This window comes from Paenarthrobacter sp. CM16 (genome assembly GCF_013179505.1).
Classification (GTDB): Bacteria; Actinomycetota; Actinomycetes; order Actinomycetales; family Micrococcaceae; genus Arthrobacter.
Window position 1 is genome coordinate 1 of record NZ_JABMCX010000023.1, and the last position, 26,580, is coordinate 26,580.

Below are 26,580 nucleotides of genomic sequence, written 5' to 3' on the forward strand. Positions count from 1 at the left end.
CCTGACCGGTTGCACTCCCCAGGGCGGACCGCAGGTCGTTCCCGCCGGCAACCAGGTGCCGCTGCAGGAAGTCCCCTGCGAAGCGACGGGCACGGCAGCGCGGCCGCCGGCACTTCAGGTCACGGCCAGCGGCCCGTACACCGTGGAGAAGGTTGTCGATGGGGACACGATCCGGATCAGTTGCAACGGCACCAGCACCCGCGTGAGGCTTGTTGGTATAAACGCACCGGAAAGCGTCAAGGAAGACGCGCCGGTGGAGTGTGGCGGACCGGAAGCGTCGACCTACCTGCACTCGCTCCTGGACAGTCAGCAGGTCTTTCTTTCAGCGGATCCCGCCCAAGGGGTGCGCGACAAGTACGGCCGTCTTCTTGCCTACCTCTGGACGCCGGACGGCACCCTGGTCAACAAATCAATCGTTGAGCAAGGTCTCGCCGAGGCGACCGGATACGGCAAGTCTTTCGCCTACAGCGAGGACTTCACTGCGGCCGCCGACCAAGCCAGAAAGAGCAAGGCGGGCCGATGGAACTGCTGAGACCACCGACCACCCATCAACCAGTCGTCACGAGCACACCGTGGCCGTCGTTCTGATCTTCTTCGCAGCGTTGGCCGCGGTCGCCCTGGGTGGCTGGATCATTTACGCACTCACCCACCCCGTAGCCGCTGGCCAGGGCATTCTGATCTTCCTCTGCAAGGCGGCGGGCGTGATTGCCCTGGTCACCACTGTTGTGTCCTGGCTCGGTCAGAGCTTGCTTCAGGCAGTGCCACCGGCCCTGTTCATGGTCGCTTTCTTCTTCGCTGCGAACCGGCTGGAACGCCGCTGGCGGCGCTGGTAGACCGACCATGAACCAATCAAAAGATGCAGCGAGATTCTGGGCCAAGGTCAGCAAGGGACCTCGGGAAAATGAGTGCTGGCTCTGGGTCCGGGCGGTTGCCGATGATGGCTATGGGCGGTTCACTCTCAACGGCGACGGACGCACCCAGGCGGTCCGTCCGCACCGCTTCGCTTCCACCTGGCTTATGGTGCCGATCTGGACGGCTTCGGGCCGCTGATGCACCATTGCGACATACCGCTCTGCGTCAGGGTAACAACCGGAACGGACACACACCTAAGTGTCGGGGATGCCAGGGCAAACATGCTCGGCCGTCAGGCCAAAGGCCGTGACACGAACGGTACGGGATTCCGGTGGAGGGGACTTGCCCGACGACAGTTCGCGGAGCGTTCCAGGGCGCTGAGGGACGAAGTCCGCGTGCATGGATGGGAACGTGAAGAACGCATCCGGGCGCTGCTCGCTGGAGCGGATCCAGACGCGCCAACGCTCTTCTAAACATCGAAAGCCCCCGGCAGAAGTGCCGGGGGCTTTCACGTTTGGTGCTGTTGGTGATCAGGCAGCAACGTCCTGACCGTCAGCGTGGGAAGAATCGCGTTCCTCCGACTGATCGCTTGCAGGGGAAGCCGGGGTTTCGTCAGTGATGAGGTCGAGCATGCGCTTCAGTTCGGCTCCGCTCAGTCCCAGGCGGGCAGCCACGGAGGACTTGGGCTCACCGGAATCGAGCATGGCACGAACCGTCGTCGCTGCACCGCGGACGGCGTTGCGGGCGTCGGCTTCGGCTTTGGCCAACAGGGCGTCGGCCTTCTTCTTCGCTTCGGCGCGGACGAGGTCGGCTTGCTCTTGTTGCTGGAAGAACTCCGCTGCCAGTTCGATCAGCTTCTCGTGCCGTTCGGTCATCTCCCTGGCCTTGGCCATCGCCTTCTCGCGGGCCGCCAGCTGCTGTGCAGACTTTCGTGGTGTTGCCATGGTGTGGGTCCCTCCCCTTTGGACTGTCCGTGTACCAAACCTAACGGCTAGCGCGGCGCCTGGTGCCAAGCGGGCGGCTTGCGCCGCATCGGTCCTCGCTTGCGCTCGGGCTGGCCGTGCCCGGCTTTCCCACACGTGGCCCCTCCGAGAGAAACCTCGCTCTCTCCGCTGCCCACCTGTGGATAACCCGGGCAGCGGTTCTACACAATCGAAACGAACCGTGGATAACGAAAAGCGTGTTACCCACCGCCCATTCTCATGTGCAGAACCGCATCAAAACCTTGATGGCCCGATCTTACCCTTTTTCGTCCTGTTCCATTGAGCCCCGCTCGCAAGCTCCCATCAGCCAATTCCACAGACCAAAAACGAGCAATATCTGTCACACCTCATGCATCATCGATATGTGGGGCGTTTCGCGGGTATGCTGGGTTTCGTGATGACCGTGCACAAGCTCAGTGTCGGCGACGGATACACGTACTACACACGTGAGGTCGCCAGTGGTGATGAGCTGCGCGCCAAGGGCCGTGAGCTGGGTGATTACTACACCGTGGACGGCAACGCGCCGGGGCAATGGGGCGGGGCCGGTGTGCACCATTTGGGTGTTTCTGGGGAAGTTACCGAAGCTCAAATGGAGGCGCTTTTCGGGAACGGATTGCACCCTAACGCCGCGGAAATGCTGAAGGAAGACCCGAAAGCGGATGTCTCCCTGGGCCAGAAGTACCGTCAGGCCAATCAGAAAGACAATGAGCTTCAGGCGCGTATCAGCCGCGCAACCGGTGACTACAAGCGGATGAACCACCGTGAGCCTGATGCCGACAGCCGGCGTCTGATCCGCACGAAGGAAGGGGCCAAGTACTTTCGCGAGCTCAATGGCCGAAACCCCTCGGACAAGGAAGAGTTGGGCAGATTCATCACAGCCCAAACCAAGCCGGCGACCCAAACCGTCGCCGGATACGATCTCGTATTTGCACCAGCAAAATCAGCTTCGGTTCTGTGGGCCATCGGCGGAGACGACGCCCGCAAACAGATCGAAGCGGCCCACAATGAGGCCATCGAAGAGGCCATGGGCTACCTCGAAAAGGAAGCAACGTTTACCCGCCGAGGCCGCAACGGCGTCCGTCAGGAAGACGTTGACGGCGGCCTGATCTACACGAAGTTCCGTCACTACGACTCCCGCACCGGGGACCCCCAGTTGCACGATCACATTGTGGTTTCCAACAAGGTTCTTGGTGCCGACGGCAAATGGTCCAGCCTCGACGGACGGCTGCTGTACCAGTTCAATGTTGCTGCCTCGGAAATGTACAACAGGGTGGTCATGGAGAAGATCTGCGCCCGTCTGGGGGTCGGTCTGACCGAACGCAAAGTCAACGGCGACCGTCCGGTCATTGAGATCGCCGGCGTCAATGTGGCAGCCATCGAAGCGGCCTCATCACGACGGGAAGGCATCAAGCCCGTGATTGATGAACTGACGAAAGAGTTCATCGAAAAGAACGGCTACGCACCGAATAAGAAGCAACTGATTGCCCTGGCCCAACAGGCCACTTTGGACACCCGTCCGGCAAAGAAGGAGGCCCGGCAACTGTCCGTTCTGGTTGAAGAATGGACAACGGAGCTGGGTGCTTTGCCCGGCGTTGTTACCGGCCCGGCCGCTGTTGAGCGGGCACGCGAACATCGGCATGACGCGCGGGAACAGGCCGAGAAGGACCGGCCATTGTGGATGGTTGCTCACGCTGACGAGCTAGATCCTGCCATCGAAGCGCAGGGTGTCATTGAACGTCTGGAACGCAGCCGTGGCGTCTGGGGAGACCACCACATCAGGGCCGAAGCAACCAGGCGATTGGGTTCCCGGCTTGGTGAAATGCCCATCCCCGCTACGCTCTTGGAGCAGGTTGTGGCGCGCGCAACTGACCAGTTCTCACTGCGCATCACACCCGAAACGCCTTCCCCTGAAATCGACGCCCTGCGCCTGTCCAACGGTGCGTCCAAGTACGGCAAACCGCACTCCACCCTGTACACCTCGGCGGGGATTCTCCACAGCGAAGACCGGTTGCTGACGGCCGCGCAGAGCGTTGTCATTCCTGCCGCGACGGTCGATTCATTCGACGCTGCGTTGGCCCGGCAGGAGAAGACCTTTGACGCCGGGCAGTTGCGCATGGCCAAGGAGTTTGCGTGCAGCGACCGGTTGCTGCTGGTCGGTGTTGGCCCGGCCGGTGCCGGCAAAACCACAGCGCTCAAGCTTGCAGCTGACACCATCCGGGAAGCAGGCGGGCGTGTGTTCGGTCTGGCACCTACCGCTGTGGCCGCTGCAGTGATGGGAAGCGAGCTGGGGGCAACGGCGACCACCATTGACTCCTTCGTGATCGCCCATAAAACAGGGGCGAATGACGAGAAGACCACTCCCCGACCCGGCGATGTCATCATCATCGACGAGGCCGGGATGGTAGGTACAGAGCTGTTCGCCTCCGCTGTCACCATCGCAGAACAGCACGGCGCTGTCGTGCGCGCACTCGGTGATGACCAGCAGCTTTCAGCGGTGGGATCAGGGGGTGCACTGCGCCTGTTGAAGAACACCGTCGGTGGCGTACACCTGGAAGACCTGCACCGGTTCCGGAACGCAGATGGCACCCCGAACGAAGCAGAAGCAGAAGCCACTCTGGCCCTCCGCGAACCTCCGCTGAACCGGGTTGATGACCCGTGGACCTTCTACAGGGAGAACCGCCGCGTCGTCGGTGGTAACGCCGAAACCATGACGTCCCAGGTCTTCGAGGCATGGCAGAAAGACACCAACGCCGGCAAGCACTCCATCATGATGGCCTTCGACAATGCCACCGTCACGGAACTGAACGCCCGCGCCCAGGCGTACCGGATCGCCACCGGAGAACTGGACTCCACAACGCCGACAGCCATGCTCCGCGACGGGCTGACCGCCCGCGCCGGGGACATCATCGTGACCCGTAAGAACAACCGGCGCCTGTCCACCAACAGGGGCAAGGACTTCGTCAAAAACAACGACGTGTGGAATGTTACCGGTGCCCACGAGGACGGTTCCTTGACCGTCCGCCACCACAGCCACCAAGGCACCATCACTCTCCCCGCAGACTACGTGCGCGGTAACACGATGCTCGGATACGCGGCAACGATCCACCGCACCCAGGGCGTCACGTGCGACACCGTGCACGCCCTGATCAGCTCGGGGCTGTCCCGCGCGCTGGCCTATGTGGCCGCTTCCCGCGGCCGATACTCCAACAAGCTCTACGGCATCGTGGGCGAGGGAGAAACCATGGAGGACGTACTGAGTGCCGTGGCCGGCAACCATGACGGTAACCTCACCGCGCACGAACAGATGGACGCCGCCCGCGCCCAGGCACGGTCGTTGCCGGAAATGTCCGAGCAATACAAGGACATTGACGTCCAAGCCAACGAGCTGCGCATGGCGAACATCGCTCGTCGCGAACTTGGCGAAGGCGTAGCAGGAACGTTCACGAAGTCCACCGCCTGGGGAGCAGTCTCCACCCACCTGCGCGCGGCCGAGAACGAAGGTTTCAACCTCGTCACCTTGCTCAAAGACAGCGTGAAAGAGGAAGACTTCGGCGCGGCCGAGGATCCCACCGCGGTTCTGGCATGGCGGGTTGAGGACCGCCTTGACCGGTGGCGTTCACGCGCGGCCGATCCCGGCCGCCGGCCCCTTGAATCAATCAGTGACGAGGCGCTGGAACGGCTCGACCGTCGAGCAGTTGGTCAGCTGATGCGCGCCAAGGCTGAAGCGGCGCGCACACCAGGTGTGGAGACTCCGGACCGGAAAGACCTTGCCCGGAACTGGGCGGCCGAACGGAAAGACACGCCCTGGCAGCGGCGCCTGCACGGCCACCTCAGCGACGACGACCTGGCCGCACGCCTGCGCACAGCACAGCAGCAAGGACGCACGGACACCACGATCAACGACCCCGCGGCCGCGCGTAAAGCACAATGGCTGGCATCGTCCCTGCACAAGGAACAATCCCTCCGCGAACTGATGCACCCGGAGGCCCGGGCCGATGAAGCCTACGAACGTGGCGCAGTGAGCAACTACCGCCGGGACGAGACCGCGCCCAAGGTTGAAGCAGCGGCCCAGGTCCATCGCAGGATCCGCGCTGAAATCGAACTGCGCCGTCAACTGCCCGCGCCCGTAGAGACGGAACCAGCAGCTGACAGGTTGCCGGCATGGATGGCACCTGCCGACGTCGCAAACCATGACGACACCCCGGCTTTGTGGCGGAAGGAACTTGCCGCGCGCCGGGAGATCATGGCCACCGAAGTCACCCGGCTTGGTGCCCAGCTCGTGGCTGAACCTCCAACCTGGGCAGCTGCCCTTGGGCCGGTTCCGTCCGATCCTGCACGACAGGATCAGTGGCGGCAGCTCGCCGTGGAGATCTCCACCTACCGGGACATGTACCGGATCCCGGTCAGCGAAACTGCACCCGTGCCCGCGGACCACCAGGACAAGGGTCTCGGCTCGGAACTGACTGCGCGGGTCACTGCCATGCACAAGTACACCGCCCAGACTGCCAAGGAACCCCTGTCGCAGGAAGACGCATCGCTCATGGCAGAAGCCGCCCACGTGGAGGCTGTTGTGAAGGAAACCCCGACGCCGGCAGAAGAAGTCGTGGACCACCTCCAGCAGGCGCGCGGGGCGGAGGTGCACCTGAGCCCGGCGCAGGAACGCGCCGAACGGCTGGCCGAACTGGCCCGCAAGGTCCGCCAGAACCGGGCGGAGCGCCACGGCGGCGACTCCGAAGCCCGGAACCCGGAAGCGGTCCAGGAAGCCCTTGACCAACTCAAAGCCCGCCGCGACCAGGAGAAGGAACAGGCCAAGAAGGCCAGCCCGGACTTTGCCGAGAAGCTGGCCGCACGCCGCGCAGCGCAGACCAGCGGAACCCCCTCTGCGGTCGAAAGGCTCCGCCAGGAACAAGCCGAAGCGAAAGCTGCCGAAGAACGTCGTCGCCGGGACCAGCCAGGTCCGGGCACCGGGCCCGAGCAAGGCCCCCGAGGCCCAAGCCTCTAGGCCTGCCCGGGCAGGCCTGGCAAACGGCTAAGGGGAGCATGGACCTATAAAAGCCCCGTGATCCCGAATACCTCGAACCGCAGAAAGCATTCGAAGGATGGTTTCCTCGACGTTTGAGGCCTCCAACCGTGAGCCTACCTCTGCCGTGGACCGAAAGGGACGTTCCCTGCGGCGGAGCGGTGGGTGGAAACGTCCGGAGTCGAGCACACGAGCCGGGGCGCATGAGTCCGGTCAGTACACCGGAGGGATGGAAATGATAGAAGAATCCCAATACTGCCACAAGCGGTGGCACATTTGACGGACCTCACGACCGGAAGGCGATTGTCCAGACACTGTCTGGACAATCGAAACGCAGTCAGTGATGGCCATTTGGATTCTTGGCCTTGAAGCAGGCGGAGGTTAGGAGAGAGTCTCGGTCTCAGAAGACTCGTCGTCGCCGGCTTCGTCCAGGGCCGTGCCACCGGGCGGTGGCCGGCACCCAAGGTGTCGTACCCTTCCTTTGTGTTCTCCCAGCTGGCTTCAAGCTTTGGGTGGGCATAATGCGATCGAAGCTTCGGTCAACCGCTATTTGACCGGGGCTTCGCCAATTCCTGGATCCGTCGTGAGCGCCGCCCAGCACGCTTGAGGCCTCCGGGGATCGCCAAGTGACAAACATGCCGCTCCGAGGAACAAGAGCATGGTTCCGCGCGTTGCAGTGACGTCAGTGACGACCAACAGACCAGAACGCCAGAAATGAGAATCTCCAGTGGCAACCGACTACGACGAAGTCCGCTCCGACGTCAAGGAATCCCAGGACCGCTCCCTGGAAGCCCTGAAATCAGAGAATGCTCCGAACGCGCGCAGTGTCGTCACCGAGCTCGACGAGGCCGATGCCCTGGACGAAGGCCTCACCCCGGGCGGAGAGATCGTCTCTGAAGAGCTCATCGTCCAAGTCATCCCCCAAGCAGCGGACGAATTCACCTGCTATTCCTGCTTCTTGGTCAGGCACAGGTCCCAGCTGGCCCGGGAAAGTGACGGGCACGCGTACTGCACCGAGTGCGAAAGCTAAACCCCGAAGGATCTCCGCCAGGCTCTGCTTTCACCGACACGTCATCGGCATACTCAAGTGATTTCCTCTGCATGTGTGTGCTTGGCGCTCCATGGCTGGACCCAATGGTGCAACAAGCCGTTGTTCCATTGCCGTGGGTGGCCCGTCACTTTCTTCTGAACAAGACAGACACTCGTCAGCACGGAGCCTGGGATTCCTGCGCCGCAGTTGAGTCCAGTGGTCCCGCGACATACACGGAGGGCTGAACCCCGCAAGGTCCTGCAGAAAACAGTCATGAACCTGCCCCTGAAAGGACCGTCGCAGCGTTGTCGAACTTTGTCCCACGGCGTGGTAGTCCTTGTGAGTCTTGTGAGTCCCTGTGAGTCTCCGCCTCCTGGTCCATCTACCCGCTCGTCGTCCGGCCGTTCATGTCCAGAGCCAGCCCCAGTTCGCTAGAGGCTTGCGCGGTTCGCACACGGGTGCATGCCCGGCACGCTGGCAACTGAACCACTAAACGCGACGAAACTGCGGAACAACTAGAAACGCTGCAGAACGAGTTTTCTCATCTACTCTCACACGCCCTACTTAACTGGCATGCTCGGATGCTCGAGTGCCGGGAATAGTGGCGTCCTCGGAATCGCTTGGCGAGCAGCAGAATCCCCGCAGAGAATGGACGGCGCGCAGGGGATCCAACTCGTTGCTAGGAGTTCTCCGGATCAATCGTCCAGACGGTGTCTGGACGATTGATCCGAGGTGTCAGTAGCGCACGTTAGGGTGGACTGATGACCGACTCGCGTGACCTGGACCTTCCCGCTGGCTATCTGGACCTTCTCGAGGATTTGAAGGCAACAGTCAAAACGGCAAGGACTCGTGCACTTCGGACCATCAACACACAGCTCATTGAGCTGTACTGGGCAATAGGCCAGGGAGTTCGGCAGCAACAGGACCAACAGGGCTGGGGGAGCGGGGTGATCAAACGTCTCTCCGAAGACCTGCGTCAAGAGTTCCCCGATATGAAGGGCCTCTCGCCGAGAAACATTCAGTACATGACGACTTTCGCGGCAATGTGGCCTGATGGGTCAATTGCGCAGCAGGCTGCTGCGCAATTGCCGTGGGGCCACATCATGGTCCTGCTGGATAAGAAACTTGGGTCAGAAGCTACGAACGCCTATGCCGCGGCCGCTGTGCAATACGGCTGGTCCCGGAATGTGTTGCTGAACATGATCATGAACAAAACCTTGGAACGTACCGGGAACGCCCCTTCGAACTTTGCGCAGCAACTTGCTGCGCAATCATCCGAGCTGGCCCAGCAAATTGCCAAGGACCCCTACAACTTCGAATTCCTCGGCCTCTCCGGAGAGGTCGCCGAACGCGATCTGGAGAATGCCCTCACCAGCCGGATCACCGAAACCCTCCGGGAACTTGGCCCCGGCTTTTCCTTCGTCGGCCGTCAGGTGCACTTCGACGTCGACGGCGATGACTTCTACGTGGATCTGCTCTTTTTCCATGTCGACCAGAACCGCTACGTCGTCGTCGAACTCAAGACCGGCAAGTTCCAGCCGGAATATGCCGGCAAACTAAACTTCTACGTCGCCCTCGTCGATGACATGCTGCGCCGGGAACACCATAACGAAACCATCGGGATTCTCATTTGCGGTACCAAGAACGATCGCAGCGTCCGATACAGCCTCGGCCGCTCAACCTCACCAATGGCTGTCGCAGCCTACACCTACGACAAACTCCCGGCAGACGAAAAGCGCGCACTGCCCAACGAAGGGGACGTCGTCGCTGCCCTCGAATGGGCCGAGCCCACCACAGACTCAGAGAACTGAACCCACCACAGCCCGGCTGGAACGCCGATAAGCACCCATATGTCGTGTCTGCTTACCCACGATCGCTGCGGCTTCCGATAGGCGACCGGTCGTGTTCTGGGAGGCGGAAGGATTGCGGAATGGCTCTGCATGGACGCCCACCGAGTCTAACCAAGTTTCTCGCCTTGCTGGTCAGTTCAAGAAATCCGCCTAATACGTCCGGTGCTCGTTGGGGAAGGTTTTAGGTTGCCCTTCTGGCGGTTCTTCCCTGATGCGCTGGATAGCTATGGCGTTGCGTTCGATGCAAGGGACTGGGCGGGCAGCGTACACGATCGGATCGCCAGGATGGCGCGCGACCGCGCCTCGACTTCGACGTCGGTGAGCAGCACCTCCTCGGCGCCTTCGCCCCAGCGCTCGGGGTCGACCATCAGGTTGAATTCGACGGCGCTGAAGTCGTCCCCGTTGAAGATCATGAGCTTGACGGCGCCGAGGATCTTCCCCTCGCGCTCAGCTGTGAGGCCGAGCTGTGCCCAGTCATCCTGGTCCTGAGTGAAGTGCTTCTCTAGACGGTTTTAGTAGGCACGGCTGGGAACTAGCGGCGCATGCAAGGCCGCCCGACAAGCAAGGGACGCCCATCTGCCGCAGCCGAGTTCGTGGGGCGGCCGCCCCGGGAACCGCGGCGCTTTCGGTTCTTGATCAGGTCGGAGGGCTCGGGGATGACGGATTGTTGACCCGGTCGCCGCTCACACGACCATTTGGACTTCTCCCTATGGCCAGACTAAGAATGGGTCTTAGCGGGTCGGCACGGTCACATCAATCGTCTCAGCATCGAAGAGATTGCAGTTATGCCGAATAGGGTGCATGCCACCTATGTCCACGGATCTGCCTTGTCTATCTGGGGGTAGCATTTGAACCGTCTGTGACAACATCCACTAACAGGTGGAGATCGTGATTAGTCACAAACGCCCGCGCCCACGCATGGGTTCCTCCAGATCAAGGTGCGTTCTGTTTAGCATTTCAGCCAGGGTTATCGGGTGTGGCCAGAATCTAGGGCCTGTCTGAACTGAGGGATGGTGGGGTGCTTATCTGGCGGAACAAACTGATCCCACCGAGGAGTAAAATAACGATTCCGTAGGCGATAACTGCTGGCAGCAGGCCGACGGAAGGCGCCAGGACTCCGACCAGGATGGCGGGGATGCTGAAGGCAGCGTAGGCCAGGATGTACACCGCTGCGACCAGTCCACCCCTTTCGTGTGCTTCGACGAGGGGCATGAGCAGGCGTAATATGGCCGCGAAGGCTGCCCCGAAGCCAATCCCGCACACCACTTGAAATGCAACCATGCAAACCAAGCTGCCAGCGAATACGCTGTATAGAATCCCTGCAGTCCCGACGATCGATGCTATGACGCCGAGGATTATGCCATGACGGGAACCAACCCGCATGAATACCAGGCCCGCCACGGCGGAAGCGGCCGGTCCAACAAAAACCGTGAAACCGATGAGGAGGCCACTGTCCAAATGGAACACATGCAGCACGATGGATGGGGCAAGGCCCAAGGATAGGGCTGCAAGCATCCAACCGGCGGCTACCGCGGGAGCCGCTCCGAGGAACTCACCGCGGGCTGCCACTGGGACTCTGATCCGGGGGATGAGCGAGCGAAGGGCGCCTTGCCTACGTAGGCCGCTTTCGGGGCTCAGAGAAATAAACACTAACTCAACCACGGTGATCGCGGACAAAGTGATGAAGACCGGCACGTCCGGCCGTGGCACATACTCGATGGCCAATCCTGACAGGAGGGACCCAACGGCCAATCCGCCTCCAATGCCAACGCTGCCAAAGACAGTTCCCAATTTCTTCTTGCTGGGTGGGGCGAGCTCGACCAAGGCGGCACTGAAAGCGCTGGTGGCAGCTCCGGTGGCGACTCCCTGGACAATGCGGGCGGCGATGACGGCCCCGATATCAGTCGCGGTGAGGAACATGATCATAGATGCGAGCTGAACCAACAGGGCGCCGAGGAGAACTGGGCGGCGGCCCACGTGATCCGAAAGGGACCCGGCTGTGAGGAGGGCAAGAAGGAACCCGCCGGAATATACGGCAAATGCCAGTGTAAGCAGGGGCACAGCGACGTTCCATTGCTGCTGGTAATACGTCAGGAGCGGGGTAGGCGCGCCCGCAGCGAGATACAGGCTGACGAAGGCTGTCGCGCTTCCGGCGAAAGCGAAGCCCTCAGGAAGACGGCGGACTGTTCTCCTGGCCTGTGTCCGCGAACTATTTGGCGGTGGCGCTGTTGACATGCGGAACTCCCGGGTCTGGTTTGCGGTGGAGCACCAATAGCATTGCTATAGGTGATGATTCGGGCGCTCCACCGCAAATCGAGTGTCTATTCAAGCGCCCCGCCCTAATGACGATGAAGAGCTGGGAACTAGCGGGGGCGGGTTTTCACATGGCATCAGTCCTTATGTTGTTCCAACAGCTCGTGGCGGTGGTGGAGTAGGAACTCATGGCGGTAGTGGAGACCGACCCAGGGGGATGCAACAAGGTCGTCGATGTTGACGGGTTGCCGGGGTGCCGATGCTCTCTCTGTGCGGGGGGCCCCCTCCGGCGCGGCCGGGGGCCATGTCTTTCGATCGGTGCCTTCGGGGAAAACCCGGCGTCTGGGCATGGTCTCTCCTTGCCTTAGAACGCTTTGAGGATGTCTTCGACGCGGGCTTTGGCGTCCCCGAACAGCATCTGGGAGTTCTCCCGGAAGAACAGCGGGTTTTGGACGCCCGCGTAACCGGCGGCCATGGAGCGTTTGAACACGATGACGTTCTCGGCCTCCCAGACCTTGAGGACGGGCATCCCGGCGATGGGGCTGCCCGGGTCTTCGGCGGCGGCCGGGTTGACGGTGTCGTTGGCGCCGATGACGAGCACCACGGAGGTGTCGCCGAGATCGTCGTTGATTTCGTCCATTTCCAGGACGATGTCGTAGGGGACTTTGGCTTCGGCGAGGAGGACGTTCATGTGTCCGGGTAGGCGCCCGGCGACGGGGTGGATGCCGAACCGGACATTCACACCGCGTTCGCGGAGTTGGTGGGCGAGTTCCGCGACGGGGTACTGGGCCTGGGCGACGGCCATGCCGTAGCCGGGGGTGATGACAACGCTGGAGGCGTTGGTGAGCATCTCCGCGGTGGCTTCCGCAGTGATCTCCCGGTGCTCGCCCTGGTCAGTGTCTCCTTTGCTGGTGGGGGCGGCGATGCCGAACCCGCCGGCGATCACGGAGATGAAAGACCGGTTCATGGCCTTGCACATGATGTACGAAAGGTACGCACCCGAGGAACCGACCAAGGCGCCGGTGATGATCAGCAGGTCATTGTTCAGCAGGAAGCCCGCCGCGGCTGCGGCCCAGCCGGAGTAGCTGTTGAGCATCGACACCACCACGGGCATGTCCCCGCCGCCGATGGAGGCCACGAGGTGCCAGCCCAGCCCCAGAGCCAGGAGGGTGACGACGACGAGGAGCCAGAGCTGGGAGTCGTTGACGTACCAGACGGTCAGGGCGATGAACGCGCCGAGGGCGCCGAGGTTGATCGCGTTCTTGCCCGGCAGCATCAGGGGTGAGGACTTCATCCGGGCGGAAAGTTTCAAGAATGCCACGATCGAGCCGGTGAAGGTCACCGCGCCGATGAACACGCCGATGAACACCTCGGCGTGGTGAATTGCCGTCAGTTCCGGTGACAGGGCTGGGGCTTCGAGGTGTCCGTTCCACCCTACGAGAACGGCGGCGAGGCCCACGAAGCTGTGCAGCAGGGCAATGAGCTCGGGCATGCCGGTCATTTCCACGACTCGGGCGCGCCAGAGCCCGATGGCCCCGCCCACCAGCACCGCGGCCACCAGCAGGCCAAGGCCGGTCAGGGCGTGACCGGTGCCCCAGGTGTCCTGCAGGGTCAGCCAGATGGTGGCGGCGAGGGCGATGACCATGCCGGTGATGCCATAAATAACCCCGGCGCGGGCTTTCTCGTGCTTGCTCAGCCCGGCGAGGGACAGTATGAACAGCAGGGCCGCGACGATGTAGGCCGCCCCCGCGATGGAGCCGGCGGTCAATGGACCGGAGACGGTGTCAGTCACGGTAGAGCTCCTTGTAAGTGTTGCTGCTGTTTGGGCGAAAGCGCTCATGAACGGACCTTCCCCGCCGAGAACATGGCGAGCATGCGCCGGGTGACAGCGAAGCCGCCGAAAATGTTGATGCTGGCCAGCAGCACGGCGACGGCGGCGAGGACCTGCATGACGATGTTCTCGGAGGTGACCTGTAGCAGCGCCCCGACGACGATGATTCCGGAGATCGCGTTCGTCACGGACATCAGCGGGGTATGCAGGGCATGGTGGACTTTCCCGATGACATAGAACCCGACCACGATCGAGAGCATCAGGACCGTGAAGTGCTGCGGCAGCGGTGCCGGAGCCACCGCGTTGATCCCGAACAGCACCGCGATCCCCGCGGCGAACAGCCCCGCCTTGCCTGCAGGGCTGAGGCCCGTCTTCTTCTTTGTTTCCTTGTTGGCCGAGCGTTCCCCCGCACGAGTTGCCACCGATTGGGTCGGGGATGCCGCGGAGACCTGGACCGGCGGTGGCGGCCAGGTCTGCTCGCCCTCGCGCACCACTGTGACCGAGCGTTGGACGACGTCGTCGAAGTCGATGCGCAGGATCCCGTCTTTATCCGGGGTGAGCAGTTTGAGTAGGTTCAGCATGTTCGTCCCGTACAGCTGGGACGCCTGGGCCGGCAACCGGGCCGGTAGATCAGTGTAGCCCAGGATCACGACCCCGTTGTCCGTGACGACGCGTTCCCCCGCGACGGAGCCTTCGACGTTCCCGCCTTGGCCCGCGGCCATGTCAACGATCACGCTGCCGGACTTCATGCCGGCCACGTCCTCGGCCGTGAGCAGTTTCGGGGCAGGCCGTCCCGGGATCAGGGCGGTGGTGATGATAATGTCCACATCCGCTGCCTGCTCCGAGTAGATTTCCGCAGCCCTGGCGTTATATGCCTCGGACGTGGCCTTTGCGTACCCATCGGAGGATTCCATCTCCTCGGCGACCTCGACCTTGAGGTAGGTCCCGCCGATGGACTTCACCTGATCCGCCACCTCAGGCCGTGGGTCCGTAGCCCGCACGATCGCGCCCAGGCTGGACGCCGCGCCGATCGCCGCCAGACCGGCAACACCGGCGCCGGCGACTAGGACTTTCGCCGGTGGGACCTTGCCTGCCGCGGTGACCTGCCCGGTAAAGAACCGGCCGAATTCGTGCGCGGCCTCAATCACGGCCCGGTACCCGGCAATGTTCGCCATCGAACTGAGCACGTCCATCGACTGTGCCCGGGAAATCCGCGGCACAGCATCCAATGCCAGGGCCGTGATCGGACGCGAAGCCAGAGCATCCACGAGTTCCGGCCGCAGGCCCGGGCTCAGCGTCCCGATCAGCGTTGCCCCGTCCGTCAGGCGGCCGATCTCCTCCTGCGTGGGTGGGTTGATTCGCAGCACCACGTCGCTGCCCCACGCTTCATCGGCCCCCACAATCAGGGCCCCGGCCTCTTCGTAGGCCTCGTCACGGAACGATGCAGATTCACCCGCGCCCTTCTCGACCACGACCTCGTAGCCCAGCCCCAACAACTGCTTCACAGTGACAGGCGTCGCCGCCACCCTCGTCTCGCGACCCAACTCGGCCACAATGCCAATACGTGTCACGTTCACTCTCTTTCATTCAGCAACCGGGGCGGGGCAGAATTCCGCTGCCGACGCCGCCAGATATGTTTTGTATTGAACTTGTAAGCAAGACATTGACTTGCTGGCTCTTCTTCTCGGAGTCACCATGCGTGCCTGCTCGCCCTGCAAATTGTTCGATCCAGCCCCTCGATCAGTCGAAGCTCTGTGGCGAGATGTCAGCGTCCCGTCACCTTGCCGGAGAGCTTCGCGATCGGGGCGAGTACTAAGGGCCGGGCCGCGATCCAGCCGCCGACGATGATGAGTAGGGAGACGAAGAAGATCCAGAATCCGGCCCAGTTGACCACGTCTGTGCCGGCGTACATGTGGTTCAGGTTCCGCAGCGCGCCGGTCGCGAACACCAGTGCGACATGCACAACGATGAATACCGTGAAGTACAGCATCACCGGAAAGTGGACTGCGCGTGCCCACTCGATGGGGTAGGCCTTGTTGAGTGTCTTCGTGTCCTTCGGCCACAGCTCCGACATCCGCACCCCAGTGATGGCCGCCAGCGGGGCGGCCAGGAAGACCGTGAGGAAATACATGAGCTGCTGCAGGCTGTTGTAGTTCACCCAGCCGTTCTCGGCTGGCCAGTTCAACGAAATGTACTGCAGCAGGGCCGAGAGCGCGTTGGGGAAAACTTCCCAGCTGGTCGGCACGATCCGGATCCAGTGCCCTGTAGCGAAAAGCAGCACGAAGAAGACGACGCCGTTAATCAGCCACAGGACGTCCAGCGACTGGTGAAACCATAGGGCAAGGCTGATCTTACCTTTCCCTTTTTTTGACCACTTCGGCGTCCAGAACGCGCCTGGCCGTTTCTCGCTGCGCACCTGCAGCCCCGTTCTGATGATGAGCACCATCAGGAACACGTTGAAAAAGTGCTGCCACTGCACCCATGCTGGGAACCCAGGGGTCGCATTCTCCGGCAGGTGGTATTCGCCGGGATAGGCGATAAGGAAATCTAACATGAACGGAAGGTGCCGGAACCATTGCGCGGCGGCGACCACAACCGTAGCGGCCCCCAGCAGGGCGAAGGCGCCAATGACGGCGAATCCCAGCTGCTGCTTGCGGGTGTAGGCGCCGAACCGTCCGGGCTCTGTGGAGACGATCGCCAAGGCGGAACGTGCCTGAGCCGTCAGGGTCGCCGGCTCGGTCGGGCGACCCTGCTGCGGGGGGGCGTCGATGACGGTGGGAATGGGCGCGGGTGCCGCTTCGGCGGGTTCGGTCTCATTTCTTGGCCCCGGTGCCGTTTCCCCGGATCCGATAGCCATGACTGCGGGTGCGGTCCCTGCTGCCGGCAACGGTCCGGCGCCCTTTGCCCGCGGCAGGCCGCGACGGACCGGACGATCAGATGTTGCGGCAGCCAGAGCGGCTTGAGCCTGTCCAGCAGGAACGGCAACAGATGCCCCTGTTCCGACAACCTCCCGGGCTGTGTCTGGCCGTGCCTCCAGATTGGATGGGACCCCGTGCGTCTCGGCCACCGGGACGGACGCGGCAATGGGCGCACCCACCGCGCCGGCAGGCGGCCATGGTTTACCGCCTGGAACCCTAGGCAACCCGCTGCGGGTCGACCGATTGCCCGCGCCGGCCTCGGCGGGCCCGGCCACGTCCGATTCCACTTCCTTGCCCCCCGTCGCCGTCTCTCGGGTCAGCGAGGATGCCGTCGCTACTGCATGTGCCGGCACTACCAAGGCATTCCCGGGTGCCTCCGCGTCCTCGCTGGGTGCAGTCCCGGCGACCGGCGAATCCGCAGCCGGTGGCCAGGCTTCACCGCCTGGGACGCGCGGGAGGCCCTGACGCATGGACCGCACATAAGTCGCCATCGCCCGTTACCCCTTCTTGGCGTTGAGGGCAGCGATCAGCTGCGGCACGACCGTGAACACGTCACCAACGACACCGAAGTCCGCGATCTCGAAGATTGGGGCATCGGCGTCCTTATTGATCGCGACGATGGTCTTGGCCGTCTGCATGCCAGCACGGTGCTGGATAGCCCCTGAAATCCCGAGCGCCACATAAAGTTGGGGAGCCACGGAAACACCGGTCTGCCCGACCTGATGTGACTGAGGGATGTAGCCAGCGTCGACGGCGGCGCGTGAGGCACCGACAGCTGCGCCCAGTGCGTCTGCGAGATGCTCGACAAGGACGAACTGCTCCGCCGAACCCAGACCGCGGCCACCGGAGACGACCTTCGCCGCTCCTCTCAGCTCCGGACGGCTTGATGACTCAAGGACCTGGTCGAAAGACATGACGGACGCCGCGGGCTTGCCCGACGCGGTCACGGGCAGCGTCACGATGGTGGGGGTCCGTGCCTCGGCACGCGCTTCGATTGAGCCCTGCCGCACCGTGATAACTGGCGCACCCCAGGTCACTGCGGAGTCGACGTTGTACGCGCCCCCGTAAACGGAATGGTGGGCGACGACACCTTCAGCATCCCTGGAGACGCCGATCGCGTCGACCGCCAGGCCGGATCTGGTGCGTGCGGCAAAAACGCCCGCGACGTCCCGTCCTGCGATCGAGTTCGAGATCAGCACCGCGTCGGGGCGCACTACATCTGCGGCGGTAATCAGCGCATCTGCTTCAGGCCTTGTCAGGACGCCCGGATCAGCCGTCTCGGCAACGATCACATTCGCGGCACCCAAGGCGCCCGCTGCGGCAGCCGCAGCGGCAGCCGCGCCCGCGGTTGTCACCACCAGCGCGACGGGAGTGCCGACCTGGGCGGCGGCGCCGAGGAGCCCTGCCGCGCTGCTAGCGAGTTCGCCAGAGGGCGTGAGCTCAACAAGGACTAGGATGGAGTCCGCTTCGTATTTGGTCATGATCGTGCTCCCTTACACCAGGCGGTTCTGCAGGAGAAAGTCGGCAAGTTTGTCGCCTGCGTCGCCCTCGTCTATTATCTTCAGGCCCGGGCCGCGGGCCGGCTTCTCGGCGACCGCAATCACGATCGACCGCGCGGATTCTGAGGCATCCGGATCGACTCCGAGGTCGGCGAGAGAAAAAGTCTCGAAAGTCTTTTTCTTCGCTGCCATGATCCCCTTGAAGTTCGGGAGCCGCGCATCCGGCAAAGCCTCCGTGATCGACACCACTGCAGGCAGGGGTGCGCTCAGCTGCATCGTGCCGTCCTCCGTCACTCGGATACCGGTCACGATTTCGGAATCGATTTCGATCGATGACAGCGACGTAGCGTGCGGCACGGAGAGCAATTCCGCGACCATCGCTGCCAGCACCCCCCCCGTCCCATCCGTGGACAGGTCGCCCGCGATCACGAGGTCGAACCCGGTGCGCTGGATCGCAGCGGCGAGCACCTCTGCGGTCAATCCAAGGTCCGCCCCGCTCAGGCCTCCATCAGCCACGTGCACCGCCGACGTCGCCCCCATCGCGAGGGCCCTGCGCAGTGTAGCCGTGGCGCTCTCCGGCGCCATGGATAGCACAACCATCTCTGTGTTCGCGTTCTTGTCAGCGAACGAGAGCGCGACCTCGAGGGAACGTTCCCCGATCTCGTCGAGCACTACCTCGCCCGCCGAGCGCTCCGCGAGCCCCGTCTCGAGGTCTAGCTTGCGGTCCCCGTAAGTGTCGGGAACCTCCTTCACCAGAACGATGATCTTCATTGACATCTCCTTACGTTCCCTCGTTGTTCCCAAAAGGCGCCGCTATCGGCGTCCGTGGATGTCGGTGCGCCGGTCGACTACATCCGGCCGGGATCACTGGTTGAGCGCTCGGGCGCCATACCCCGCAATCTGGCCTGCGTGGCGTCCGTCGAGAGCTGGATGGACTCACAGAATCGAATCGTCAAGTTCTACCAGGGTCTGGTCACGGGCCTCGAGCAAGTCGAGGGCTGTATGGATGCGCGGGAGAATGTCTGTGAAGTAGTAGTTGGCCGTCAACCGTTTTCCTCGGTAAAAGTCGTCGTCGCGGTCACCGCATGCGATCACTTGTTCCAACCAAAGCCAGCCGACGACGACGTCACCTAACGCCTCAAGGTAGCTACTGGCCGACACAAGCGCGGCTTTGGGGTCCCCGTCTGCCCACAGCAACGCGGTGATCTCCTCGATTCTGGCCGCTGCGGCCGTCAGCGTTCTGGCCGGACCGGCAAACTCGTCGGAATTGGCTGCTCGAGCCGCTGTGGACCGGATCGCGTCGAGTAGTAGCGTCAATCCTCTTCCGCTGTTGATACGCACTTTCCGGCCGAGCAGATCAAGCGCCTGGATGCCGTGGGTGCCCTCATGGATGGGGTTCAGGCGGTTGTCACGGTAGAACTGTTCCAGGGGGTAGTCGCGTGTGTACCCATATCCTCCGTGGACCTGAATGGCTAAGTCATTCGCGGCGAGACACCACTGGGACGGCCAGCTTTTCACGATCGGGGTGATCACCTCCAGCAGGATCGTGGCGCGATCGCGCTCCGCGGCGGTTTCGCCGGTCTCGCTTTCATCGAGCAACCTTGCCGCATAGAGAACGAGTGCCATTGCCCCTTCGACGTATGCCTTGGACGTGAGCAGCATCCGGCGCACGTCGGCGTGGCGGATGATAGGCACCGGTGACGATTCCGGAGCCTTGGCGTCGACGGGACGCCCCTGTGAGCGGGTCCGTGCGTAGTCCACCGCATGCAGAAAGCTTGTATAACCGAGCGCGGCGGCTCCCGCGCCGACCCCGATGCGCGCTTCGTTCATCATCTGGAACATGTAGGCAAGACCGCGATTCTCTTCACCGATGAGGGTGCCGATTGCCCCCGCTTGCCCCCCCGGTCGGTAGCGGCCGCCACCAAAGTCGAGCACCGTGTTGGTTGTTCCGCGGTTCCCCATTTTGTGGTTGAGACCTGCCAGGGCGACGTCGTTTCGCTCGCCGATCGAGCTGTCCGGTTCGACAAGGTACTTGGGCACTGCATACAGCGACAGGCCTCTGATGCCTCGAGGCGCGCCGACAGCGCGCGCCAGCACGAGGTGAACAATGTTCTCGCTCATCTCGTGGTCCCCGCCGGAGATCCACATTTTGCCTCCGAACAGGCGATAGGTGCCCTCGGGCTGCAGTTCGGCCCTCACGGCGATGTCTGCAAGTGACGATCCCGCATCCGGTTCAGAGAGGCACATGGTGCCGAAGAAGCGACCTTCTATCATGGGGGTGGCATAGCGCTCGACATCGCGTTCCGTCGCGAAAGCGAGCAGAACCCGCGTCGCGGCCGCCGTCAGCATTGCGTAGCCCGCCGTGGAGTTGTTCGCGGCCTGGAACCAGGCAAAGCACGCACGGTCGACCACGTGCGGCAATTGGGCGCCACCAACCTCCTCGTCCATCGCGCCGGAGAGCAGACCCGAGTTGTTGAAGGCGCGCAGCGCCTCGCCTACCTCGGGGATCACGTGTGCTCGCTCACCGTCGAACTGGGGCTCGTTGGTGTCGCCCAGGGCGTTGTGCGGCGCGAACGCCGCTGTGGCGAGCTCGGCGGAAAGGTCGAGCACCGCGTCGAATGTGTCGCGCGAGTGTTCCGCGAATCGTGGGCGAGCCGAGAGTTCGTCGACCTTAAGCCACTCGAAGAGCATGAAGTCGAGGTCGCGCCGGGACAGGATTCTAGATGCCATGATCAACCCTCCAAGGAAGCAATGTTGCGGATGAGTACGTTGGCGACGCCCGCCGACGAACGTCGCCGCCGCGTTTCGGAGGTCCGAAAGTGGGCCAATGGCGCCCGCCGATTAGGAGTTGGGGTGGAGCCAGGTACAGCGACTCGTGTCTTCACGGGCTTCATCTTTGCTCCTTTGCAAGGTATACATAAAAGTGAAAGTGACGTCACCTTTAGAAATGATAGCCTATTTCCGATGTTCCGCAACAGAAGGCATCGATGAGTGGAGGGGCACGCATGGAGAAGCTCGAGGTCGACCCGCAGAGTGCTGCGGCAGCGATGCCGAAACGCGAATTGCCGAGGACCGCAAAGGGGCGGCGTACCCGCCAGGCCATCCTCGAAGCGGCCCGGATTTGTTTCGACGAGGCTGGCTACACTGGCACCCGAATTCAAGACATTACCGAGAGAGCGGGGCTTTCACTTGGCGCCTTCTACCGCTACTTCGACAGCCGGCGTGAGGTCCTGCTGGCAATTCTGGCGGAATTCTTCGACTCGCTCTACAAGTCGTCGCGTTCGCCTTGGCGGGCTGACGACCCGGGTCATTCCGTGCGGGAGACGACCCTCCTATACCTTGAGGGGTATTCAGTAAATGCTGATCTCTACCGTCTTGCCTACGAGACCTTCCTGACCGACCCGGACGTCAACCGCATCTGGGATGACGCCCGGCATATGTTCTACCGCCGTATCGAACGCAGTCTCCGGCGCGGCCAAGCGGCCGGCCTGGTGCGGGATGATGTGGACTGTGCACTGTCGGCTGCACTCCTGGGTGGGATGGCCGAGCAATATGCGTTCTCCGCGTTTGTAGTGAGGAGTGCCGGCATTGCCTTCGATCTGGCAAAGGTAGCTGATGAGGTCAGCGCGTTGTGGATCGGCGGAGTCGGCAGCGGCGGCCCAAACTGAACCCCAGGGCGGAGTATCGAATCCCGGCCGAAACTGCCGCGATCAACGCACGGAATTCCCGACATTAGAGAACGTGAGTATGTCAGTCTGATCGGAGCCCACTAGGACGGCCCGAACGGTACCCACCAGCCGGACATGCCGAACCTAATGACGGCTTGAATGGTACCCACCTGTGAGCGTTGATCCATCCAGTGTTGGATCGACGACGGGAGGGCCCGGGATGGGGTCAAGAGTGGAGTTGTTCGCGCAGATTCGGAGGGATGCCCGGGTGGAGCGGGCGTCAATTCGGGAGCTTGCCCGCAGGCACCAGGTGGCGCGGAAAACCGTGCGTAAGGCGTTGAGTTCCCCGGTCCCGCCAGAGCGCAAAACTCCTGAACGATCCTCGCCGCGGCTTGATCCTTTTAAACTGGCGATCGACGCCATGCTCGTTGAGGACACGACGGCACCGAGGAAGCAGCGTCACACTGCCCGGAGGATTCTTGCCAGGCTCATCGAAGAGCACGGAGCGGAGGAGTTGTCGTATTCGACGGTGCGTGACTACGTTCGGGTCCGCCGGGCGCAGATCGATGTGGAGGCCGGCCGCCGGGTTGAGGTGTTCGTTCCCCAGGAGCACGCCCCGGGCGCGGAAGCGGAAGTGGACTTCGGTGAAGTCTGGATCGTGCTGGACGGGGTAAAGACGAAATGCCACATGTTCATCTTCCGGCTCTCCCACTCCGGCAAGGCCATCCACCGGATTTACCCCACCCAGGCCCAGGAAGCATTTCTGGAAGGCCATGTCGAGGCGTTCAACGAGATCGGCGGCGTGCCGGTCAAACACATCCGCTATGACAACCTCACCAGTGCCGTCAGGTCCGTGGTGTTCGGTCAGGGCCGGAACCGCCTGGAAAACGACCGGTGGGTGCTGTTCCGTTCGTTCTATGGATTTGATGCCTTTTACTGCCTGCCAGGTCTTGCCGGCGCTCACGAGAAAGGCGGGGTCGAGGGCGAGGTGGGTTGGTTCCGCCGCAACCGGCTTACGCCGATGCCCGTGACGAGGTCCCTTGAGGACCTCAACGACCGGATCCGGGGCCGGGAGGTCCAAGACGATCAGCGGCGGATCGATGGCAGGATTCGCACCATCGGCCAGGACTTCGCCGCCGAGCGCCCGTTCCTGGCATCGTTGCCGGCCGAAGAGTTCGATCCCGGTCTGGTGCTGAACCCGAGAGTGGACCGGTCCTCAATGATTACCGTGCGGATGGTGAAGTACTCGGTGCCAGCACGGTTCATCGGCCGGAGGGTCCGGGTCTCCTTGCGGGCGTCCGAAGTTGTGGTGTTCGACGGCCGCGCGGTGGCGGCCCGGCATCAGCGGATTATTGCCAAGGGTGGGCAGTCGGTCCAGTTGGACCATTATCTGGAGGTCCTCAAGACCAAGCCCGGCGCTTTGCCTGGTTCCACGGCTTTGGCCAGGGCGCGGGAGTCAGGTGCTTTCACCAGCGCCCATGAGGCCTTCTGGTCTGCCTCGCGCAGGGTCAACGGCGATGCCGAGGGGACCCGTGAACTGATTGACGTCCTGCTGCTGCACCGCTCGATGGAAGCCGAAGACATCGAGGCGGGGATCTCCGCAGCACTTGGAGTAGGTGCCGTCAGCGCCGACGTCGTAGCGGTTGAAGCCCGCAGACACGCCTCCAGCATCCCCGCTGGTGGGTCCCATCCTGACCGTCATCGCGGTGCACATGCTGAAGCGAAAGTGCAACGAGTTGTCAGCCTAACCCAGCGTCGGCTGATGGACCCGGCGACTGTCATCGCCGGGCTCCCTCCGGACAAGCGACCGCTCCCGACAATCAGCGCCTATGACGAGCTGCTGGCCAAACGCACCGAACATTCCGCAGGAACCGCGTCGAAGGAGAACATCTCATGAGCCCCACCGCACCGGCCACCACCATCACTCCAACCCTGCGCCGGCGCCGCGGCCTGACGGAACAGGCAGCGGTTGCCGCCGTGGACCAGGCCTGCCGCCGATTGCGCCTGCCCACCATCCGGGCGGTCCTGGACGAGGCTCTGACCGTGGCGGGGAAGGAACAACTCTCCTACCAAGGCTTCCTGGCCGAGCTGTTGCTGGCCGAGTGCGATGACCGGGACCGTCGCTCCTCAATCCGACGCGTCAAAGCCGCGAACTTTCCGCGGGACAAATGGCTCGGTGATTTCGATTTCGACGCGAACACGAACATCAACCCCGCTACCATCCATACCCTCGCTACCGGCGAATGGATCCGGAAAGGTGCACCGCTTTGCTTGATTGGGGACTCCGGAACAGGCAAATCCCACCTGCTTATCGGGCTGGGAACCGCTGCAGCTGAGAAGGGATACCGGGTCAAATACACTCTGGCCACCCGGCTCGTGAACGAGCTCGTCGAAGCCGCCGACGAGAAAGTCCTCGCCAAGACCATCGCCAGATACGGCCGGGTGGACCTGCTGTGCATTGACGAGCTCGGCTATATGGAACTGGACCGCAGAGGAGCCGAACTCCTCTTCCAGGTCCTGACCGAGCGCGAAGAAAAGAACTCCATCGCCATCGCCAGTAACGAGTCGTTTTCCGGCTGGACCAAGACGTTCACTGACCCCCGGCTCTGCGCCGCGATCGTTGACCGGTTGACCTTCAACGGCACCATCATCGAAACCGGTACCGACTCCTACCGCCTCGCCCACAGCCTGACGAGGAACGCGCACTAGAGGTTGTCGTTGGCCACATCATGCCGCGCAGCAGGACAGTTTGGAGACGTCAGTAGTGAAGGACTGGGCTGCGATTTTGATGCCTTCGGCCATGGTCAGATACGGGCTCCAGAGATTCGCGACCTGGTCCACGGTCATCCCGGCTTCAAGTATGTAGACCCCGGCGGCGGCGATGTCCCCGGCTTCCTTTCCCACGGCAGTGATCCCTAGGATCTGACCGGTGCCAGCGTCGGCAACGATCTTGATGAAGCCACGGGTGTCACGGTTCACCAGCGCGCGGGGGACAAATTTGAGCGGCAGAACCCGGCACATGCACCGGATCCCTGCCTGGTTCGCTTCCTTGTCCGTCATCCCGACGGCCGCCAAGGCAGGGCTGGTGAACGTGACCCGGGGCAGGTGCCGGTAGTCGACCTCGCGACCGGCACCCTCGAAGGCGTTCTCCACCATCAGGGCACCGTGCGCGGCGGCTACGTAGACGAACTCCCGGTGCCCCGTCACGTCACCCGCGGCCCAGATCCTTGGGTTAGTACTGCGAAGGCTCCCGTCGACCAGGACTTCACCGCGGTTCCCGGTTTCGACGCCGACCATGCAGAGGTTCAAATCCTCCGTGACCGGGCGCCGGCCTGTTGCCACGAGCAGGCGCGCGGCCCTGAACTCCTCCTGTCCTCCTGAGACGGAAGCGTCTACGACCACGTCCCCGGTGGCCGGATCGGAGCCTACCTTGGACACTGTCGCTCGGCGGACGACCCGGATGCCCTCGTCGGCGAAGACACCGGCGAGGGCGTTCCCGGCTTCAGGTTCTTCGGCCGAGGCGAGCCTGGAGCGGACCAGCATGGTCACCTTCGTTCCGAGCCGGGCGAAAAGCTGCGCCTGCTCCAGCGCCACGTACCCGCCGCCCAACACCAGCATCGAAGGGGGAACTTCCTGCAGCTCCATCGCACTCGTGGACGTCAGATAATCCACGTCGTCCATTCCCGGTACTTCAGGGATCCAGGGGGTGGAGCCAGTTGCCACCAGATAATGGTCGGCGCTCACTGTCTCGGTGGTCCCGCCCGGGACGGTGATATTCAAAACCGGTGCGGCCGCGGTGCCGGCGAACGCCGCCGTCCCCTGCTGAAGCTTCCATCCGTAGTCCGCGGCGAGGTCCATATACTTCTCTGATCTCATGGCTTCGACCAGGGACCGTTTCCCGGCGACCAGTTCGGGCATATCCACCGGCGCTGAGGAGGTGCTGATGCCGGGGAAACGCCCGGAAGCGTCCACGGCGACGTGGCGGGCTTCCGCGGCGGCCAGCAGGGCCTTAGACGGGATGCAGCCCGTGTTCACGCACGTGCCACCCACAGTGCTGCGCTCAACCATCAACACCCGCTTGCCGCGATTAGTGGCCCGGATGGCAGCAGCGAAAGCACCCCCGCCGGAACCGATGATGGCCAGGTCATAATCGAAAGGTATTGCCGACATGAGGGACTCCTAAAGATGCGAGGGGAGCACAACTGCTGCTCAGCCATGGCGGGCCTTCAGCCGAAGACCTGCTCTGCATCTCATTCTCAACCTTCCCCTACACTGGAATGTCAAGGAATCGCCGTCCTGGTGGCCTGCTAAGAAATGGGTTCATGATGCGTATCGGTGAGGCCGCGGCAGCGGCAGGGATGACGACGAAGACGTTGCGTTTCTACGAGGACAGCGGGCTTCTCCCGGCAGCGAAAAGATCCTCTAACGGCTACCGGGACTACACCGAAGACTCCGTGGCTAGGCTCGAGTTCATCCGCCGCGGACGAGCCGCCGGCCTCGCCCTGACGCAGATACGGGAAATTCTTGGCCTCCGTGACGCCGGAGAAGCCCCCTGCTCCCACGTCCAGGACCTGCTCTCCAACCAGCTGGCCGACCTGGACCACCAGATTGCTGAACTGATGGTGTTGCGATCCGTCGTCGCCGGCCTCCACGCCAACGCCGATGCCGGGACCGAC

19 protein-coding genes and 1 pseudogene are annotated in these 26,580 nt (G+C 62.8%); 10 read left to right on the forward strand and 10 right to left on the reverse strand.

Annotation, left to right across the window (positions count from 1 at the left end; all coding sequences use genetic code 11):
* Position 1 precedes the first annotated feature (1 nt).
* Genes HP499_RS03395 through HP499_RS03405 form a run of 3 tightly spaced genes read left to right on the forward strand, consistent with a single transcriptional unit; the run spans position 2 to position 1,050 of the window.
* Positions 2 to 532 carry a thermonuclease family protein gene (locus HP499_RS03395; protein WP_253951368.1) on the forward strand — a complete coding sequence of 177 codons (531 nt, stop codon included), beginning with the start codon at positions 2 to 4 and terminating at the stop codon, positions 530 to 532.
* A 40-nt stretch (positions 533 to 572) separates the two neighbouring features.
* A complete protein-coding gene (locus tag HP499_RS03400) occupies positions 573 to 833 on the forward strand; it encodes a chemotaxis protein (protein WP_172322533.1) in 261 nt (86 codons plus the stop codon).
* 7 nt (positions 834 to 840) lie between these two features.
* Entirely contained in the window at positions 841 to 1,050 is a 210-nt protein-coding gene (locus HP499_RS03405) for a hypothetical protein (RefSeq protein ID WP_172322534.1), read from the forward strand.
* A gap of 332 nt (positions 1,051 to 1,382) precedes the next feature.
* Here HP499_RS03405 and HP499_RS03410 read toward each other — a convergent pair whose 3' ends face one another.
* Positions 1,383 to 1,796, reverse strand: a complete 414-nt coding sequence (locus HP499_RS03410) for a hypothetical protein (RefSeq protein ID WP_172322535.1) — start codon at positions 1,794 to 1,796, stop codon at positions 1,383 to 1,385.
* Between the two features lie 436 nt (positions 1,797 to 2,232).
* Here HP499_RS03410 and mobF point away from each other — a divergent pair, with 436 nt between their 5' ends.
* The 3 genes from mobF to HP499_RS03425 all read left to right on the forward strand — a co-directional run bounded on the left by mobF (position 2,233) and on the right by HP499_RS03425 (position 9,696).
* Positions 2,233 to 6,837, forward strand: a complete 4,605-nt coding sequence (gene mobF / locus HP499_RS03415) for a MobF family relaxase (RefSeq protein ID WP_253951375.1) — start codon at positions 2,233 to 2,235, stop codon at positions 6,835 to 6,837.
* Positions 6,838 to 7,582: 745 nt separating this feature from the next.
* Positions 7,583 to 7,885 carry a DUF4193 domain-containing protein gene (locus HP499_RS03420; RefSeq protein ID WP_172322536.1) on the forward strand — a complete coding sequence of 101 codons (303 nt, stop codon included), beginning with the start codon at positions 7,583 to 7,585 and terminating at the stop codon, positions 7,883 to 7,885.
* 761 nt (positions 7,886 to 8,646) lie between these two features.
* A complete protein-coding gene (locus tag HP499_RS03425) occupies positions 8,647 to 9,696 on the forward strand; it encodes a YhcG family protein (RefSeq protein ID WP_172322537.1) in 1,050 nt (349 codons plus the stop codon).
* Between the two features lie 263 nt (positions 9,697 to 9,959).
* Here the strand turns inward: HP499_RS03425 and HP499_RS03430 are convergent.
* From HP499_RS03430 to HP499_RS03465, 8 genes and pseudogenes are all read right to left on the reverse strand, one after another.
* Positions 9,960 to 10,214: pseudogene (locus HP499_RS03430) on the reverse strand (GNAT family N-acetyltransferase); the annotation flags it as partial.
* Positions 10,215 to 10,722: 508 nt separating this feature from the next.
* Entirely contained in the window at positions 10,723 to 11,970 is a 1,248-nt protein-coding gene (locus tag HP499_RS03435; RefSeq protein WP_172322538.1) for an MFS transporter, read from the reverse strand.
* Between the two features lie 382 nt (positions 11,971 to 12,352).
* On the reverse strand, positions 12,353 to 13,780 hold the full coding sequence (pntB, locus tag HP499_RS03440) for a Re/Si-specific NAD(P)(+) transhydrogenase subunit beta (protein ID WP_172322539.1): 1,428 nt from the start codon (positions 13,778 to 13,780) through the stop codon (positions 12,353 to 12,355).
* Between the two features lie 44 nt (positions 13,781 to 13,824).
* Positions 13,825 to 15,390, reverse strand: a complete 1,566-nt coding sequence (locus tag HP499_RS03445) for a Re/Si-specific NAD(P)(+) transhydrogenase subunit alpha (protein ID WP_172322540.1) — start codon at positions 15,388 to 15,390, stop codon at positions 13,825 to 13,827.
* Between the two features lie 194 nt (positions 15,391 to 15,584).
* Positions 15,585 to 16,676: a cytochrome b/b6 domain-containing protein gene (locus HP499_RS03450; protein WP_253951372.1), complete on the reverse strand. Its 1,092-nt coding sequence runs from the start codon at positions 16,674 to 16,676 to the stop codon at positions 15,585 to 15,587.
* Between the two features lie 558 nt (positions 16,677 to 17,234).
* A complete protein-coding gene (locus HP499_RS03455) occupies positions 17,235 to 18,218 on the reverse strand; it encodes an electron transfer flavoprotein subunit alpha/FixB family protein (RefSeq protein WP_172322542.1) in 984 nt (327 codons plus the stop codon).
* Between the two features lie 12 nt (positions 18,219 to 18,230).
* The gene (locus tag HP499_RS03460; RefSeq protein ID WP_172322543.1) at positions 18,231 to 19,007 is read right to left on the reverse strand and encodes an electron transfer flavoprotein subunit beta/FixA family protein; all 777 of its coding nucleotides are present in this window, start codon (positions 19,005 to 19,007) and stop codon (positions 18,231 to 18,233) included.
* Between the two features lie 165 nt (positions 19,008 to 19,172).
* On the reverse strand, positions 19,173 to 20,966 hold the full coding sequence (locus HP499_RS03465) for an acyl-CoA dehydrogenase (RefSeq protein ID WP_172322544.1): 1,794 nt from the start codon (positions 20,964 to 20,966) through the stop codon (positions 19,173 to 19,175).
* Between the two features lie 275 nt (positions 20,967 to 21,241).
* On the opposite strand from HP499_RS03465, the gene HP499_RS03470 reads away from it, so the two are divergent.
* The 3 genes from HP499_RS03470 (at position 21,242) to istB (ending at position 24,613) form a co-directional block, all read left to right on the forward strand.
* The gene (locus HP499_RS03470) at positions 21,242 to 21,904 is read left to right on the forward strand and encodes a TetR/AcrR family transcriptional regulator (protein WP_172322545.1); all 663 of its coding nucleotides are present in this window, start codon (positions 21,242 to 21,244) and stop codon (positions 21,902 to 21,904) included.
* Between the two features lie 220 nt (positions 21,905 to 22,124).
* Entirely contained in the window at positions 22,125 to 23,801 is a 1,677-nt protein-coding gene (gene istA / locus HP499_RS03475) for an IS21 family transposase (protein ID WP_172322550.1), read from the forward strand.
* Positions 23,798 to 24,613: an IS21-like element helper ATPase IstB gene (gene istB / locus HP499_RS03480; protein WP_172322546.1), complete on the forward strand. Its 816-nt coding sequence runs from the start codon at positions 23,798 to 23,800 to the stop codon at positions 24,611 to 24,613. The genes istA and istB overlap by 4 nt, the downstream gene beginning before the upstream one ends.
* An 18-nt stretch (positions 24,614 to 24,631) precedes the next feature.
* On the opposite strand, the gene merA is transcribed toward istB, so the two are convergent.
* Complete coding sequence (gene merA / locus HP499_RS03485; protein ID WP_172322547.1) at positions 24,632 to 26,074, reverse strand: mercury(II) reductase; 1,443 nt, start codon at positions 26,072 to 26,074, stop codon at positions 24,632 to 24,634.
* 155 nt (positions 26,075 to 26,229) lie between these two features.
* Between merA and HP499_RS03490 the strand changes: the two genes are divergently transcribed.
* The coding region (locus HP499_RS03490) for a heavy metal-responsive transcriptional regulator (protein ID WP_172322551.1) at positions 26,230 to 26,580 on the forward strand (351 nt) is incomplete at its 3' end.

Excerpts from the sequence above, each read along its gene's own strand:
- HP499_RS03405 (WP_172322534.1), top strand. The coding sequence starts at position 841 with ATGAACCAATCAAAAGATGCAGCGAGATTCTGGGCCAAGGTCAGCAAG.
- HP499_RS03410 (WP_172322535.1), bottom strand. The coding sequence starts at position 1,796 with ATGGCAACACCACGAAAGTCTGCACAGCAGCTGGCGGCCCGCGAGAAG.
- mobF (WP_253951375.1), top strand. The coding sequence starts at position 2,233 with ATGACCGTGCACAAGCTCAGTGTCGGCGACGGATACACGTACTACACA.
- HP499_RS03425 (WP_172322537.1), top strand. The coding sequence starts at position 8,647 with ATGACCGACTCGCGTGACCTGGACCTTCCCGCTGGCTATCTGGACCTT.
- HP499_RS03435 (WP_172322538.1), bottom strand. The coding sequence starts at position 11,970 with ATGTCAACAGCGCCACCGCCAAATAGTTCGCGGACACAGGCCAGGAGA.
- HP499_RS03450 (WP_253951372.1), bottom strand. The coding sequence starts at position 16,676 with ATGGCTATCGGATCCGGGGAAACGGCACCGGGGCCAAGAAATGAGACC.
- HP499_RS03455 (WP_172322542.1), bottom strand. The coding sequence starts at position 18,218 with ATGACCAAATACGAAGCGGACTCCATCCTAGTCCTTGTTGAGCTCACG.
- HP499_RS03460 (WP_172322543.1), bottom strand. The coding sequence starts at position 19,007 with ATGAAGATCATCGTTCTGGTGAAGGAGGTTCCCGACACTTACGGGGAC.
- HP499_RS03465 (WP_172322544.1), bottom strand. The coding sequence starts at position 20,966 with ATGGCATCTAGAATCCTGTCCCGGCGCGACCTCGACTTCATGCTCTTC.
- HP499_RS03470 (WP_172322545.1), top strand. The coding sequence starts at position 21,242 with ATGGAGAAGCTCGAGGTCGACCCGCAGAGTGCTGCGGCAGCGATGCCG.
- istA (WP_172322550.1), top strand. The coding sequence starts at position 22,125 with ATGGGGTCAAGAGTGGAGTTGTTCGCGCAGATTCGGAGGGATGCCCGG.
- istB (WP_172322546.1), top strand. The coding sequence starts at position 23,798 with ATGAGCCCCACCGCACCGGCCACCACCATCACTCCAACCCTGCGCCGG.
- merA (WP_172322547.1), bottom strand. The coding sequence starts at position 26,074 with ATGTCGGCAATACCTTTCGATTATGACCTGGCCATCATCGGTTCCGGC.